Genomic DNA, 14,985 nt, shown 5'->3' with positions numbered 1-14,985 from the left:
GTTGACAGCGGACGGTCAACGCGAGGGGGGCTGGGGATGGCCGCGAATTGAATGGAGGCGCCCTAATCCGTGCACGGCCACCGCACAAGTGCGGCGAAGACGTGATTCTTTGCCGGAAAATCGTTCGACCGTTCCGGCGGGAGTCATACTCTCTGCCTCGACCCCGACCGCTGCGGCGGCCCCGAGGGTAGGGGGCATTTCAGGGATTTCCGGGAGTAACAGGGCGGAAGGGCGGCCGCAGATGCAGGGAACGGTCGACGGATTCAGCTACGGTCTCGTCACGCCGCTGGTGGCCTATCTCATGGCCTGCCTGGGTGGCGCGCTGGGACTGCGCTGCACCACCAGGTCCATGCTCGTCGCCCGCTCCTGGCGGTCCGGCTGGCTCGCCCTCGGCTCGGCGGCGATCGGCTCCGGCATCTGGACCATGCACTTCGTCGCGATGATGGGGTTCACGGTCGAGGAGACCCCCGTCCACTACGACAAGCCGCTGACCTTCGCGAGCCTGGGCGTGGCCATCGTCATGGTGGGCGTCGGGATCTTCATCGTCGGCCACCGCGGAGCGTCCGGAGCCGCCCTCTTCACCGGAGGCACCATCACCGGTCTCGGCGTCGCCTCGATGCACTACCTGGGGATGGCCGGAATGCGCCTCAACGGGGACCTCACGTACAACACCCTGACCGTCTCCGCCTCGGTCGTCATCGCGATGGCCGCCGCGACCGCCGCCCTCTGGGCTGCCGGGCAGGTCCGCGGGTTCCTGTGGAGTGTCGGCGCCAGCCTGGTCATGGGGCTCGCCGTCAGCGGAATGCACTACACGGGCATGGCGGCCCTCAGCGTCCATCTGCACGGCGCCACCGGCGCCACCCCGCCCGGTGACTCGCCGGCGACCCTCCTCGCGCCGCTGCTCGTCGGCCCGCTGGCCTTCCTGCTCCTCGCGGGCGTCGTGGTCATGTTCGATCCGCTGATGGTGATGGGCCGACCCGACTGGACCCCGGCCGAGACCAAGCCCGGCGTCCCGGCCCGCGGTGTCCCGCCGCACACCGTGCGCCACCCCGCGCCCCACCCCGGCCGGCGCCCGGGCCGCCGCGACCACCACGAGCACCACAGCCACCGTGATCACCGCACACCGCAGAGCCGCTGATCCGGCCCCGAGGCGCTGATCGCGCCCCGTTGTCAGTGCGGGGTCGTACGGTGGATTGCATGCGGCCCGTATCCAAGATCGAACGTTCGGTGGCGCCCTTCGAGGTCGTCAGTCCCTACCAGCCGAGCGGTGACCAGCCCGCGGCCATCGCCGACCTGGACAGGCGTGTCCGCGCAGGTGAGAAGGATGTCGTCCTGCTCGGCGCGACCGGCACCGGCAAGTCCGCCACCACGGCCTGGATGATCGAGAAGCTCCAGCGCCCGACGCTCGTCATGGCGCCGAACAAGACACTGGCAGCCCAGCTGGCCAACGAGTTCCGCGAGCTGCTGCCGAACAACGCGGTCGAGTACTTCGTCTCGTACTACGACTACTACCAGCCCGAGGCGTACGTTCCGCAGTCGGACACCTACATCGAGAAGGACTCCTCGATCAACGAGGAGGTCGAGCGCCTGCGCCACTCCGCGACCAACTCGCTGCTGACGCGCCGCGACGTGGTCGTGGTCGCCTCCGTCTCCTGCATCTACGGCCTGGGTACTCCCCAGGAGTACGTGGACCGGATGGTCAAGCTCAAGGTCGGCGACGAGATCGACCGCGACGACCTGCTGCGCCGCTTCGTCGACATCCAGTACACCCGCAACGACCTGGCCTTCACCCGGGGCACCTTCCGGGTCCGCGGCGACACCATCGAGATCTTCCCGGTCTACGAGGAGCTGGCCGTCCGCATCGAGATGTTCGGCGACGAGATCGAGGCCCTCTCCACGCTCCACCCCCTCACCGGCGAGGTGATCAGCGACGACAGCTCCCTGCACGTGTTCCCGGCGTCCCACTACGTGGCGGGGCCCGAGCGCATGGAGCGCGCCGTCAACGACATCGAGAAGGAGCTGGAGGGCCGGCTCGCCGAGCTGGAGAAGCAGGGCAAGCTGCTGGAGGCCCAGCGCCTGAGGATGCGGACGACCTACGACATCGAGATGCTCCGCCAGATCGGCTCCTGCTCCGGCGTGGAGAACTACTCGATGCACTTCGACGGCCGCGAGCCCGGCTCCCCGCCGAACACGCTGCTCGACTACTTTCCCGAGGACTTCCTGCTCGTCATCGACGAGTCGCACAACACCGTGCCGCAGATCGGCGCCATGTACGAGGGCGACGCCTCCCGCAAGCGCACCCTGGTCGACCACGGCTTCCGGCTGCCCTCCGCACTCGACAACCGCCCCCTGAAGTGGGAGGAGTTCCAGAAGCGGATCGGTCAGACCGTCTACCTCTCCGCGACCCCGGGCAAGTACGAGCTCTCCCGCGCCGACGGCTACGTGGAACAGATCATCCGCCCCACCGGCCTGATCGACCCCGAGGTCGTCGTCAAGCCCACCGAGGGCCAGATCGACGACCTGGTGCACGAGATCCGCACGCGCACCGAGAAGGACGAGCGCGTCCTGGTCACCACCCTCACCAAGAAGATGGCCGAGGACCTCACGGACTACTTCCTGGAGCTCGGCATCCAGGTGCGCTACCTGCACAGCGACGTCGACACGCTCCGCCGCATCGAGCTGCTGCGCGAACTGCGCGCGGGCGAGTTCGACGTCCTCGTCGGCATCAACCTCCTGCGCGAGGGCCTCGACCTGCCCGAGGTCTCCCTGGTGTCGATCCTCGACGCGGACAAGGAGGGCTTCCTGCGCTCGGGCACCTCCCTGATCCAGACGATCGGCCGCGCCGCGCGCAACGTCTCCGGGCAGGTCCACATGTACGCGGACCGGATCACCCCGGCGATGGAGAAGGCCATCGAGGAGACCAACCGCCGCCGCGAGAAGCAGATCGCGTACAACACGGAGCGGGGCATCGACCCGCAGCCCCTGCGCAAGAAGATCAACGACATCGTCGCGCAGATCGCCCGTGAGGACGTCGACACCGAGCAGCTGCTCGGCTCCGGTTACCGCAAGGCCAAGGACGGCAAGGGTGCCAAGGCCCCGGTGCCCTCGCTCGGCGGGAAGGCCGCCAAGTCCGCCAGGAGCAAGGGGAAGGAAGCGGTTCCGACCGACCGTCCGGCCGCCGCCCTGGCCGAGCAGATCGAGGAGCTGACGGAGCGGATGCGGGCCGCCGCGGCGGACCTGCAGTTCGAGGTCGCCGCCCGGCTGCGGGACGAGGTGTCCGAGATGAAGAAGGAGCTGCGGCAGATGAGAGAGGTCGGCCTCTCCTGACGAGCCTCATGAGCGCGGGACGGGCCGGTGAGCACGGCCGGGACGGGTGAGGCGTCCCGGCGGGCCCGGCCCGGCCGCCGCGGGGCGCCCCGTGTTGCAAGACCGACACAAAGTCCCTTCCAGGGTTCGGCACTGTCAGTGCCGCTGCGTAGTGTTCTGGTCATCCGCGGACTCCGCGGCAACAGGGGACAGTTCGAGAGGGGAACAGCGCGTGACGGTCAACATGACCAAGGGTCAGGCCATCAGTCTTCAGAAGAACGACGGGGGCACGCTGACCGCGGTGCGCATGGGGCTCGGCTGGCAGGCGGCCCCGCGGCGCGGGCTGTTCGGCTCGCGCACCCGGGAGATCGACCTCGACGCCTCCGCCGTGCTCTTCGCGGACAAGCAGCCCGTCGACGTCGTCTTCTTCCGTCACCTCGTCAGCGACGACGGCTCCGTGCGGCACACCGGCGACAACCTCGTCGGCGGAGTGGGCCAGGGCGGCGACGACGAGGCGATCCTCGTCGATCTGCAGCGCGTCCCGGTCCACATCGACCAGATCGTCTTCACCGTGAACTCCTTCACGGGCCAGACGTTCCAGGAGGTGCAGAACGCGTTCTGCCGCCTGGTCGACGAGACCAACGGCCAGGAACTCGCCCGTTACACGCTGGCCGGCGGCGGGCAGTACACCGCCCAGGTCATGGCCAAGGTGCACCGGGCGGGCACGGGATGGCAGATGACGGCCCTCGGCACGCCGGCCAACGGCCGCACGTTCCAGGACCTGATGCCGGCCATCCTGCCGCACCTGTAGGCGGATCCGGTCACACAGGACACGAAGCGACGTAGGGGGACAAGGCGATGACGGCCGAGCTGGTCCGGGGGCAGAACCATCCGCTCTCCCAGGTCCGACTTGAGGTCCGCGTCTCGGCCGGAAGGCCGATCGTGGCGGCGGCCGCGCTCAGCGACGAGCAGGGCAGGATCCGCGGCGTCGAGTGGGTGGCCCATCCGGGCGCGCCCACGCTGCCCGGCCTGGAGGTCTCCCGGCAGGCGGCGGCCGACCACCGCCTCGCCTTCGACCTGGACGCCCTGGCGGAGACCGTGCACCGGGTCAGCGTGCTGCTCGCGCTGCCGCCCGGTGTCGGCGGTCCGGTCCGGTTCGGCGCCGTCGCCGCCCCCTTCGTCGCGGTCACCGGCCTCGACGGCTCAGAGGTGGCCAGCTACACCATCACCGGCCTCGACACCGAGTCGGCCGTGGTCGCGCTGGAGCTCTACCGCAGGCAGAACGCCTGGAAGGTCCGCGCGGTCGGACAGGGCTACGCGGGCGGCCTGGCCGAGCTGCTCACCGACCAGGGCCTGGCCGAAGCCCCGCAGCTGGCGGGCAGCATCAACGAAGCGGTCGCGCAGGGCCTGGCCCGCTCGGTGGCGGCGCCCCCGCCCCGTTCCCCCGAGGGGGACCGCTCGCGGCAGACCGCCGCCTCGGCCGGCGGTCCCGACCAGGGCGGCCCGGCGGCCCAGGGGGCCCCCGGCGCCGTGCCGCCGCAGCAGGACCGCCCCGTCGGCCCTCCGCCCACCCACCCCTACGGCGTCGCCACCCCGCCGGGAGCCCCCGCGCCCGACGGCTCCGCCGTCCCCCAGCCGCCCGCGGCGGGCGGCCCGGTCGACTACAGCCACCCCGGCCGCCGCACCTCGGCGCCGCCTTCGCCCCCGCCGACCGCGCCTCCCGCTCCCCCCGGGCAGCCCGCCCGGCCCGTCGCCGGTGACGCGACCGGCTGGTCGCCGGAGGAGCGGCTGTACAACCAGGTGTGGGGCATGTTCGAGGACCTGGCCCGCAGCGCGGCGGCGTACCGCAGCGCCGTCGACTTCGCCGACTCGCGGATGGAGCAGGAGCTGGACAGGGTCCTGTCCGACCCTCGCAGCCGGATCGGCGGGCAGGGCGACGCCGCACGCGAGGCGGCCCGCGCCAAGCACGCCGAGCTCGTCGACCGGGCCAGGGAGGCCTTCGACCGGGACCTCGCCCAGCTCACCGCCGAGGCCGAGGTCGTGGAGCCCGCCCTGCCTCCGGCGTACGCCCGCTGGGACAACCCCGTCTGGCACGGGTACCGGGTGCCGATGGAGATGCCGATGGCCCTGCGGCTGGGCGATCTCCATCTGCCCGAGAGCGAGGGCCTGGGCATTCCCATGCTGGTCCGGCTGCCGTTGGAGCGCGGCCTGTGGATCGACAGCGGCCGTGGGTCGCTGGAGGATTCCCTCGCCGACTCGGACGAGGTGCGTCGGCTCGCCATGGTCACGGCGGTGGCGCACGCCGCCCGGCTGCTGGCGGTCCACCCCGCAGGTGAGTTCACGGTGCACGCCATCGACCCCGCCGGCTCCGGGGCCCCGGCCCTCGCTCCGCTGGTGCGGGCGGGCGTGCTGGCCGCTCAGCCCGCCGCGGGTGCCGCGGGCGTGGCCGACACCCTGGCCCGGCTCACCCAGCGCGTGGATCTCGTGCAGATGGCCGTGCGGGGCGGCGCCGCCGACTCCCTGCCGCCGGACCTCGACACCGCCGAGCAGTTGCTGATCGTCAACGACTTCCCGCACGGCTTCGACGACCGGGCCGTGACCCAGTTGCGGTATCTCGCCGACGAGGGCCCGGCCGTGGGCGTCCATCTCATGATGGTCGCCGACCGGGAGGACGCCGCGGCCTACGGACCGCTCCTGGACCCGCTCTGGCGTTCCCTGCTGCGCATCACCCCGGTGCCCGACGACCACCTCGCCGACCCCTGGGTCGGGCACGCCTGGACGTACGAGCCGTCGCTCGTCCCGGCGGGCAGCGACGTGCTCCGGCAGGTGCTCACCCAGGTCGCCGAGGCCCGCCGGGCCTGGAGGCGCTGACGGACCGCGGGCCCGGCGGTGGAGCCTCCTGGGCGTGAGCCCGCGCGGCCATGGTCAAGCAACAGTAAAGCCATCTGAGCTGGCCTTTTGGGTTTCCCTTTACCAAGCTCTTTACCTTTCCTTGGCGATTCGGGTACTGTTCTCCGTACGGAGGGGAGTACTCCCTACCTGCTGCGGCGTACCCGTCAATACGGATCAGGCCAGATCCCGGGGCGCCGGCCCGCACCGCCGGACGCATCACGCATCACGCGTCACGGCGGCGCCGGGTGGAAGAGACCTCCGGTGGCGACGACGCTGACATCTGCCGTTACCTACTGCCGGAGGCGCAATGAATGTCTCTCTGACCCTGTGGGTCCTGACCATCGTGGGTCTGGCCGCACTGATCGCGGTCGACTTCTTCATCGGGCGGAAGCCCCATGACGTGTCCATCAAGGAAGCCGGTATCTGGACGGTCGTCTGGATCGCGCTGGCGGGGCTCTTCGGCCTCGGGCTGTTCCTGTTCTCCGGGGGACAGCCCGCCGGAGAGTTCTTCGCCGGCTTCATCACCGAGAAGTCCCTGAGTGTCGACAACCTCTTCGTCTTCGTCCTGATCATGGCGAAGTTCGCGGTCCCCTCGCAGTACCAGCAGCGCGTCCTGCTCGTCGGCGTGCTCATAGCCCTGGTCCTGCGCGCGGTGTTCATCGCGGCGGGTGCGGCGATCCTCGCCAGCTTCGCGTGGGTGTTCTACATCTTCGGCGCGTTCCTGATCTACACCGCCTGGAAGCTGATCCAGGAGGCCCGTGCCGACGGGGACGACGAGGAGTTCGAGGAGAACCGGCTGCTCAAGGCCGCCGAGAAGCGCTTCGGAGTCGCCGACAGGTACCACGGCACCAAGCTGTGGATCCGGCAGAACGGCAAGCGCGTCATGACGCCGATGCTGGTCGTGATGCTCGCGATCGGCACCACGGACGTCCTCTTCGCCCTCGACTCGATCCCCGCGATCTTCGGCCTCACCCAGGACCCGTACATCGTGTTCACGGCGAACGCGTTCGCGCTGATGGGCCTGCGGCAGCTGTACTTCCTGATCGGCGGCCTGCTCAGGAAGCTCGTCCACCTCAGCTACGGCCTGTCGGTCATCCTTGGCTTCATCGGCGTCAAGCTGGTGCTGCACGCGCTGCACGAATCCGGTGTCCACGTCCCCGAGATCTCCATACCCGTCTCCCTGGGCGTGATCTGCTCGGTCCTCGTCGTCACCACGATCACCAGTCTGGCCGCGTCCCGGAAGGCGGCCCGGGACGGCTCGACGACGGACAGCGCGTCGAAGCACAGCATCGATGTCTGACGGCGTCACGGAGTGCGAGGCCGTGAGGTGACTGGGACGATCACTGCATGATCGCTCCGCTTCGGTCTCCCGTGACGCAGTGGACGGTCGTCGTGCCGGTGCTCGCGGTGGTCCTGCTCGCGTTCACCTGGGGCCGGGACCTGCCCGCGGCCGTCGTGGGGCTGGTGACGGTGGTGCTGGCGGGAGCCGTCCTCGCCGCCGTCCACCACGCCGAGGTCGTCGCACACCGCGTCGGTGAACCGTTCGGTTCCCTCGTCCTCGCGGTCGCCGTCACCGTCATCGAGGTGGCGCTCATCGTCACCCTGATGGCGGACGGCGGCGACAAGAGCGCGACCCTGGCCCGCGACACGGTGTTCGCCGCCGTGATGATCACGTGCAACGGCATCGCCGGTCTGAGCCTGCTCGTCGCCTCACTGCGCCACGGGACCGCCGTGTTCAACGCGGAGGGCACCGGCGCCGCCCTCGCCACCGTCGCGACCCTGTCCACACTCAGCCTCGTACTGCCCACCTTCACCACCAGCAAGCCCGGACCGGAGTTCTCCACGACACAGCTCACCTTCGCCGCGCTGTCCTCCCTGGTCCTCTACGGACTGTTCGTGACCACGCAGACCGTGCGGCACCGCGACTACTTCCTCCCGGTCACCCGGCAGGGCCAGGTGATCGACGCCGAGGGCCACGCGGACGCACCGTCCGCCCGGCACGCCCTCGCCAGCCTGCTGCTGCTCGGACTCGCGCTCGTCGGCGTCGTCGGCCTCGCCAAGGGCGTGTCGCCGACCATCGAGGCCGGCGTCGCGGCGGCCGACCTGCCGCACTCCGCGGTCGGTGTGGTCATCGCGCTGCTCGTGCTGCTCCCCGAGACCATCGCCGCGCTGCGCTCGGCCCGGCGCGACCGGGTGCAGACGAGCCTCAACCTCGCCCTCGGCTCGGCGATGGCCAGCATCGGCCTGACGATCCCCGCCGTGGCCCTGGCCTCCGTCTGGCTCTCCGGACCGCTCGAACTCGGGCTCGGCGCCACCCACATGGTGCTGCTCGCGCTGACCGTCGTGGTCAGCTCCCTGACGTTCGTCCCGGGGCGCGCCACTCCGCTGCAGGGTGGCGTCCACCTGGTGCTGCTGGCCGCCTACCTGGAACTGGCCGTCAACCCATAGGGCCGCGCGTCCGGGTCATGCCGGGGACCGGCCGGGGCCGCCGTCAGTAGGTGACCGTGACGCGCCGGGCCGGTCCGTCGACCCGGACGGTGCCGCCGTAGGGGATGACCAGCTGAGGATGGGTGTGCCCGAAGTCCACGTCGAGGACGACCATCATGTCCGGGGCGTACAGGGCGACGGCCCGGAGCACCGCCTCGTGCTGCTCGCGCGTGTAGCGGGCCTTCGCCCCGGCGTCGTTCGGCCGCTCGAAGGACCAGGCCTTGGGCCGGGCCATCAGCAGCGCCGGGAAGCGCCGGAGCAGTCCGCGCTCACCCATGTTGCGCAGGACGCGGAACACCTCGGTACCGCTGGGCAGCTCCTCCGAGGTCTCCAGGAAGAGCACGTGCCCGTCGTACACGGCGGGATCGCGCGCGATCTCCCGGTCCGCCATCAGCATCCAGGCGAGGATCTCGAGGTTGCCGCCCCAGGAGCGCGCCTCGACCACGCGGTCCGCGCGGTGCCAGGTCCAGCCGCCGCCCGGCTCGGTGGGCGGCTCGGACTCGAACGTCGCGGGATCGTCCCACCGGCCGCCGACGTCGCCGAAGCGGTCGGCGGGACGCAGCTCGTAGGGCCCGGAGGTGAACAGCGCGGCGCGCAGCGACTCGGCGGTCAGGGCGTCCATGGCGCCGGGGCGGCCGAGTTCGCACATCACCGACGCGCCGTGGTAGCCGACGATCCCGGTGTTCCACAGGTAGGCGAGGAGGTTCGTGTTGTCGCTGTACCCGAAGAACGGCTTCGGGTGGGCGCGGATCAGCTCCCGGTCCAGCAGCGGCAGCACCGTGATCTGGTCGTCGCCCCCGATCGACGCGATGACGGCCTTCACCGTCGGGTCGGCGAACGCCGCGTGCAGGTCGTCCGCCCGCTCCCGCGGCGTCGAGCCCATCCTGCGGGTCGCCGGATACTCGACCGGTTCCAGGCCGTACTCCTCGCGCAGCCGCCGCAGTCCCAGCTCGTAGGGGAGCGGGAAGAGCCCCGGCAGTCCCGCGGACGGTGAGAGGACGGCTATCCGGTCGCCGGGGGAGGGCTTGGCCGGGTACACGGGGATCGTCATGCCGGGAGGGTACGGGCCGTCGCCGCCGCGCCGCACCGTGATAGACCGGGTCCGGTCGCCGGTCCCGGACGGGCCCGCGGACCCGAGAGCCCCGACAGCCCCGACGGACCGGAGTAGCCGTGCCCCGCACCCTCGCCGACGCCCCCATCATGATCCTCAACGGCCCGAACCTGAACCTCCTGGGGCAGCGCCAGCCGGAGATCTACGGATCCGACACGCTCGCCGACGTGGAGGCCCTGTGCGTCAGGACGGCGGCCGCGCACGGAGCGACGGTGGACTTCCGCCAGTCCAACCACGAGGGCGAGCTGGTGGAGTGGATCCACGAGGCCCGGCTGCACCACGTCGGCATCGTGATCAACCCGGCCGCCTACTCCCACACGTCCGTCGCGATCCTGGACGCCCTCAACACCTGCGACGGCCTGCCGGTGGTGGAGGTCCACATCTCCAACATCCACCAGCGCGAGGAGTTCCGGCACCACTCGTACGTCTCCCGCCGTGCGGACGGGGTCATCGCGGGATGCGGGACGCAGGGGTACGCCTTCGGCGTGGACCGGGTCGCCGCGCTGGCCCGGCCGGGGCGGACCGAGGCCTGAGGGGAGGGCGGGCCGGGGCCGCCGGCCGGAGGACGGGGTCTCCCGGGGAGACGGTGTCCCCCCGGGGAGCCGGTGCTCACCAGCCCCGGGCGCGCCACTCCGGCAGATGCGGCCGCTCGGCGCCCAGCGAGGTGTCGTTACCGTGTCCCGGATAGACCCAGGTCTCGTCCGGCAGCTCGCCGAAGATCTTCGTCTCGACGTCGTGGAGGAGCGAGGCGAACGCCTCGGGATCCTTGAAGGTGTTGCCCACGCCGCCCGGGAACAGGCAGTCCCCGATGAACACGTGCGGGTGTCCGTGCGGGTCGTCGTAGACGAGGGCGACCGAACCGGGGGTGTGGCCCACGAGGTGGCGCGCGGTGAGCTCCACATGCCCCACCGCGACCGTGTCGCCGTCCCGCAGGCGGACGTCGGTGGGCACCGGGATGCCCTCGGCGTCGTCGTGGCCCGCGTAGGTGCGCGCGCCCGTCGCCTCCACGACCTCCGCGAGCGCCTGCCAGTGGTCGCCGTGCCGGTGCGTGGTGACCACGGAGGTGATGCCGTCGTCACCGATCAGCGTGAGCAGGGTGGAGGCGTCGCTCGCCGCGTCGATCAGCAACTGCTCGTCGGTGGCCCGGCAGCGCAGCAGATAGGCGTTGTTGTCCATGGGGCCGACGGCGACCTTCGAGATCATCAGGTCCTGCAGTTCGTGCACGTCCGCGGGTCCACCGACCCTCACCGTTCCGCTGTACGTCATGTCGGCAGCCTATAGCGGGGGGAGTGCCGGGAGCGGTCCGCCGGCACTGCTCAGGGCGGAGCCGTCGCGCCGCCCCGAGAGCCAGCCGAGCAGCGCGGGCGCGGGACCGGTCACGGTGACGTGGGGGCCGTCCTGCGACGCCCCTCCCGTGCTCCACGCGCGCGTGCCGTCCGTGATCCGGGTGTGCGGCACGTCGGAGCGCCCGGTGAAGCGGTCGGCGAGGAAGGCGATCTCCCGCTCCGTGAACTCGTCCGGCAGGTCCTCCAGCTCGTATCCGATGCCGAGGTCCACGTGGTGCAGTTCGACCTCGATCCACCGCCGGAACGGGATCCGGGAGGCGGAGTCCTTGACGCCGTTGCGCAGCTCCACCGTGCGGGACCAGTCCGCCGGCGCGGCGCCCGCCTCCTGGAAGCGGGCCGCGCTCTCGCGCAGGTCGGCGAGCTGGGCGTCGAGGGGCCGGGGCGCGTCCCGCTCGATGTCGGAGTCCCTGGCCTCGCCGGACTCGTACATGGGCCGTCCGGCGAGGACGTTCACCAGGGCGTCGGCGTTGCGGGCGAGATGGGCGAGGACGTGGCCGCGGCTCCACCCGGGAAGGCGTGACAGCCCGCCCACGGCGGCGTTGTCCAGTGCGGCGGCCGCGCTCAGCAGGCGGTCGGTCGCGTCCCGCAGGGACGCCAGGTCGCGCTCATGATCGATCATGCGGCCGACTCTAGCCGCGCCACACGTACGGGTGAAGGTGGTCGGACCCGGCCGCAAATCGAATGCACGTGCTATAAGCTCGGCACCGGCATCGGGCATTCCTGGCCGTCCGGGTTTGTTACCCCTCAAGGAATCAGACCGGCGCTGTCAGTGGCTCCCCCTAGTCTGAGAAGGACGGGGGCCCCGGCCCCTGTCACTTCTCTCAAGAAAGGTGCGGACCGGCGTGGCCGACCGTCTCATCGTCCGTGGAGCGCGCGAGCACAACCTGAAGAATGTCTCGCTCGACCTCCCGCGTGACTCGCTCATCGTCTTCACGGGCCTGTCGGGTTCGGGCAAGTCCTCCCTCGCCTTCGACACGATCTTCGCCGAGGGGCAGCGCCGGTACGTGGAGTCGCTCTCCTCGTACGCCCGGCAGTTCCTCGGTCAGATGGACAAGCCTGACGTCGACTTCATCGAGGGCCTTTCCCCCGCGGTCTCGATCGACCAGAAGTCGACCTCGCGCAACCCGCGCTCGACGGTCGGCACCATCACCGAGGTCTACGACTACCTGCGTCTCCTCTTCGCGCGCATCGGCAAGCCGCACTGTCCCGAGTGCGGCCGCCCCATCTCGCGCCAGTCGCCGCAGGCCATCGTCGACAGGGTGCTGGAGCTGCCGGAGGGCAGCCGTTTCCAGGTCCTGTCGCCGCTGGTGCGCGAGCGCAAGGGCGAGTTCGTGGACCTCTTCTCCGATCTCCAGACCAAGGGGTACAGCCGGGCGCGGGTCGACGGCGAGACGGTCCAGCTCACCGAACCGCCCAAGCTGAAGAAGCAGGAGAAGCACACCATCGAGGTGGTCGTCGACCGCCTCACGGTCAAGGAGGGCGCCAAGCGCCGCCTCACCGACTCCGTAGAGACCGCCCTCGGGCTGTCCGGCGGCATGGTCGTGCTCGACTTCGTCGACCTTCCCGAGGACGACCCGGAGCGCGAGCGCATGTTCTCCGAGCACCTCTACTGCCCGTACGACGACCTCTCCTTCGAGGAGCTGGAGCCGCGCACCTTCTCCTTCAACTCGCCCTTCGGCGCCTGCCCCGACTGCACCGGCATCGGTACGCGCATGGAGGTCGACCCCGAGCTGATCATCCCGGACGAGGAGAAGTCCCTCGACGAGGGCGCCATCCACGCCTGGTCGCACGGGCACACGAAGGACTACTTCGGGCGTCTCGTCGGCGCTCTCGCGGACGCGCTGGGCTTCCGGACCGACATCCCCTTCGCCGGGCTCCCGCAGCGCGCCCGGAAGGCCCTCCTGCACGGTCACAAGACGCAGATCGAGGTCCGCTACCGCAACCGGTACGGACGCGAGCGCGTCTACACGACCCCCTTCGAAGGCGCCGTCCCGTACGTGAAGCGGCGGCACAGCGAGGCGGAGAGCGACTCGAGCCGTGAGCGCTTCGAGGGCTACATGCGCGAGGTGCCCTGCCCCACCTGTGAGGGCACACGCCTCAAGCCGATCGTCCTGGCCGTCACGGTCATGGGGAAGTCGATCGCCGAGGTCTCGGCGATGTCCATCAGCGACTGCGCCGACTTCCTGGGCGAACTCAGGCTCAGCGCCCGTGACAAGAAGATCGCCGAGCGCGTCCTGAAGGAGGTCAACGAGCGGCTGCGGTTCCTCGTCGACGTCGGCCTCGACTACCTCTCGCTGAACCGCGCGGCCGGCACCCTCTCCGGCGGCGAGGCCCAGCGCATCCGCCTGGCGACCCAGATCGGCTCCGGTCTCGTCGGCGTGCTGTACGTCCTCGACGAGCCGTCCATCGGCCTGCACCAGCGCGACAACCACCGCCTGATCGAGACCCTGGTCCGGCTGCGCGACATGGGAAACACGCTCATCGTCGTCGAGCACGACGAGGACACCATCAAGGTCGCCGACTGGGTCGTGGACATCGGCCCCGGCGCGGGCGAGCACGGCGGCAAGGTCGTGCACAGCGGTTCCCTGAAGGAACTGATGGCGAACGACGAGTCGATGACCGGCCTGTACCTGTCCGGCAGGAGGTCGATCCCGCTCCCGGACATCCGCCGCCCCACCGACCCGGGCCGTCGCCTCACGGTGCACGGCGCCCGCGAGAACAACCTCCAGGACATCGACGTGTCCTTCCCGCTCGGTGTGCTCACGGCCGTCACCGGAGTGTCCGGATCGGGCAAGTCGACGCTGGTCAACGACATCCTGTACACCCACCTCGCCCGCGAACTGAACGGCGCGCGGAACGTGCCGGGACGCCACACGCGGGTGGACGGCGACGACCTCGTCGACAAGGTCGTGCACGTCGACCAGTCGCCCATCGGCCGCACCCCCCGCTCCAACCCGGCGACGTACACCGGGGTCTTCGACCACGTGCGCAGACTGTTCGCCGAGACGACCGAGGCGAAGGTGCGGGGCTACATGCCCGGCCGCTTCTCCTTCAACGTCAAGGGCGGCCGCTGCGAGAACTGCTCCGGCGACGGCACCATCAAGATCGAGATGAACTTCCTGCCGGACGTGTACGTCCCCTGCGAGGTCTGCCACGGGGCGCGCTACAACCGGGAGACCCTGGAGGTCTACTACAAGGGCAAGTCCATCTCCGAGGTCCTCGACATGCCGATCGAGGAGGCCCTCGACTTCTTCGAGGCCGTACCCGCGATCGCCCGTCACCTGAGGACCCTCAACGACGTCGGTCTCGGATACGTCCGGCTCGGTCAGTCCGCGCCGACGCTGTCCGGCGGTGAGGCGCAGCGCGTCAAGCTCGCCAGCGAACTGCAGAAGCGCTCCACCGGCCGCACGGTGTACGTCCTCGACGAGCCGACCACCGGTCTGCACTTCGAGGACATCAGCAAGCTGATCTCCGTGCTCTCCGGCCTGGTCGACAAGGGCAACACGGTCATCGTCATCGAGCACAACCTCGACGTCATCAAGACGGCCGACTGGGTCGTCGACATGGGCCCCGAGGGCGGCAGCGGCGGTGGCCTGGTCATCGCCGAGGGCACACCCGAGCAGGTCGCCGGGGTCCCGGCCAGCCACACCGGCAAGTTCCTGCGCGACATCCTCGGCGCCGACCGGATCAGCGACGCCGAGCCGGTGAAAGGCTCGCGCCGTGCGCCGGCCCGGAAGACGGCGGTGGCGACGAAGACGACGGCGGCGACGAAGACGGCCGTCAAGAAGGCCACCGCGGCCAGGACCACGCGGGCCCGTAAGGCCTGACCGGCAGAGCCTGATC

11 protein-coding genes are annotated in these 14,985 nt (G+C 70.5%); 8 read left to right on the top strand and 3 right to left on the bottom strand.

The features are described from left to right. Positions 1 to 241 precede the first annotated feature (241 nt). The 6 genes from ACFY93_RS18845 (at position 242) to ACFY93_RS18820 (ending at position 8,646) form a co-directional block, all read left to right on the top strand. Positions 242 to 1,138 (top strand): MHYT domain-containing protein, encoded by an 897-nt coding sequence (locus ACFY93_RS18845; RefSeq protein WP_391360042.1) that lies wholly within the window; start codon positions 242 to 244, stop codon positions 1,136 to 1,138. 59 nt (positions 1,139 to 1,197) lie between these two features. Then, positions 1,198 to 3,327: an excinuclease ABC subunit UvrB gene (gene uvrB / locus ACFY93_RS18840; RefSeq protein WP_391360039.1), complete on the top strand. Its 2,130-nt coding sequence runs from the start codon at positions 1,198 to 1,200 to the stop codon at positions 3,325 to 3,327. Positions 3,328 to 3,538: 211 nt separating this feature from the next. Then, positions 3,539 to 4,117 (top strand): TerD family protein, encoded by a 579-nt coding sequence (locus tag ACFY93_RS18835; protein ID WP_391360037.1) that lies wholly within the window; start codon positions 3,539 to 3,541, stop codon positions 4,115 to 4,117. Positions 4,118 to 4,164: 47 nt separating this feature from the next. Further along, positions 4,165 to 6,177 (top strand): TerD family protein, encoded by a 2,013-nt coding sequence (locus ACFY93_RS18830; RefSeq protein ID WP_391360034.1) that lies wholly within the window; start codon positions 4,165 to 4,167, stop codon positions 6,175 to 6,177. A 328-nt stretch (positions 6,178 to 6,505) separates the two neighbouring features. Next, positions 6,506 to 7,498: a TerC/Alx family metal homeostasis membrane protein gene (locus tag ACFY93_RS18825; protein WP_391360031.1), complete on the top strand. Its 993-nt coding sequence runs from the start codon at positions 6,506 to 6,508 to the stop codon at positions 7,496 to 7,498. A 47-nt stretch (positions 7,499 to 7,545) separates the two neighbouring features. Then, positions 7,546 to 8,646, top strand: coding sequence for a calcium:proton antiporter (locus ACFY93_RS18820; RefSeq protein ID WP_391360028.1), 1,101 nt, complete (start codon positions 7,546 to 7,548; stop codon positions 8,644 to 8,646). A gap of 43 nt (positions 8,647 to 8,689) precedes the next feature. Here ACFY93_RS18820 and ACFY93_RS18815 read toward each other — a convergent pair whose 3' ends face one another. Further along, positions 8,690 to 9,736 (bottom strand): LD-carboxypeptidase, encoded by a 1,047-nt coding sequence (locus ACFY93_RS18815; RefSeq protein WP_391360025.1) that lies wholly within the window; start codon positions 9,734 to 9,736, stop codon positions 8,690 to 8,692. Positions 9,737 to 9,855: 119 nt separating this feature from the next. Here ACFY93_RS18815 and aroQ point away from each other — a divergent pair, with 119 nt between their 5' ends. Continuing rightward, entirely contained in the window at positions 9,856 to 10,329 is a 474-nt protein-coding gene (aroQ, locus tag ACFY93_RS18810; protein WP_391360023.1) for a type II 3-dehydroquinate dehydratase, read from the top strand. A 76-nt stretch (positions 10,330 to 10,405) separates the two neighbouring features. Here aroQ and ACFY93_RS18805 read toward each other — a convergent pair whose 3' ends face one another. Then, positions 10,406 to 11,062 carry an MBL fold metallo-hydrolase gene (locus ACFY93_RS18805; RefSeq protein ID WP_391360020.1) on the bottom strand — a complete coding sequence of 219 codons (657 nt, stop codon included), beginning with the start codon at positions 11,060 to 11,062 and terminating at the stop codon, positions 10,406 to 10,408. Between the two features lie 9 nt (positions 11,063 to 11,071). Continuing rightward, on the bottom strand, positions 11,072 to 11,761 hold the full coding sequence (locus tag ACFY93_RS18800; protein ID WP_391360018.1) for a maleylpyruvate isomerase family mycothiol-dependent enzyme: 690 nt from the start codon (positions 11,759 to 11,761) through the stop codon (positions 11,072 to 11,074). Positions 11,762 to 11,984: 223 nt separating this feature from the next. Here ACFY93_RS18800 and uvrA point away from each other — a divergent pair, with 223 nt between their 5' ends. Next, entirely contained in the window at positions 11,985 to 14,969 is a 2,985-nt protein-coding gene (gene uvrA, locus ACFY93_RS18795; protein WP_391360015.1) for an excinuclease ABC subunit UvrA, read from the top strand. Positions 14,970 to 14,985 lie beyond the last annotated feature (16 nt).

Origin of the sequence: Streptomyces sp. NPDC008313 (assembly GCF_042956125.1) — a bacterium.
Classification (GTDB): domain Bacteria; phylum Actinomycetota; class Actinomycetes; order Streptomycetales; family Streptomycetaceae; genus Streptomyces.
Note: the sequence above shows the minus strand (reverse complement) of the source record. Positions and strands in the feature narration are given on the sequence as shown.

Excerpts from the sequence above, each read along its gene's own strand:
- ACFY93_RS18845 (WP_391360042.1), top strand. The coding sequence starts at position 242 with ATGCAGGGAACGGTCGACGGATTCAGCTACGGTCTCGTCACGCCGCTG.
- uvrB (WP_391360039.1), top strand. The coding sequence starts at position 1,198 with ATGCGGCCCGTATCCAAGATCGAACGTTCGGTGGCGCCCTTCGAGGTC.
- ACFY93_RS18830 (WP_391360034.1), top strand. The coding sequence starts at position 4,165 with ATGACGGCCGAGCTGGTCCGGGGGCAGAACCATCCGCTCTCCCAGGTC.
- ACFY93_RS18825 (WP_391360031.1), top strand. The coding sequence starts at position 6,506 with ATGAATGTCTCTCTGACCCTGTGGGTCCTGACCATCGTGGGTCTGGCC.
- ACFY93_RS18820 (WP_391360028.1), top strand. The coding sequence starts at position 7,546 with ATGATCGCTCCGCTTCGGTCTCCCGTGACGCAGTGGACGGTCGTCGTG.
- ACFY93_RS18815 (WP_391360025.1), bottom strand. The coding sequence starts at position 9,736 with ATGACGATCCCCGTGTACCCGGCCAAGCCCTCCCCCGGCGACCGGATA.
- ACFY93_RS18805 (WP_391360020.1), bottom strand. The coding sequence starts at position 11,062 with ATGACGTACAGCGGAACGGTGAGGGTCGGTGGACCCGCGGACGTGCAC.
- ACFY93_RS18800 (WP_391360018.1), bottom strand. The coding sequence starts at position 11,761 with ATGATCGATCATGAGCGCGACCTGGCGTCCCTGCGGGACGCGACCGAC.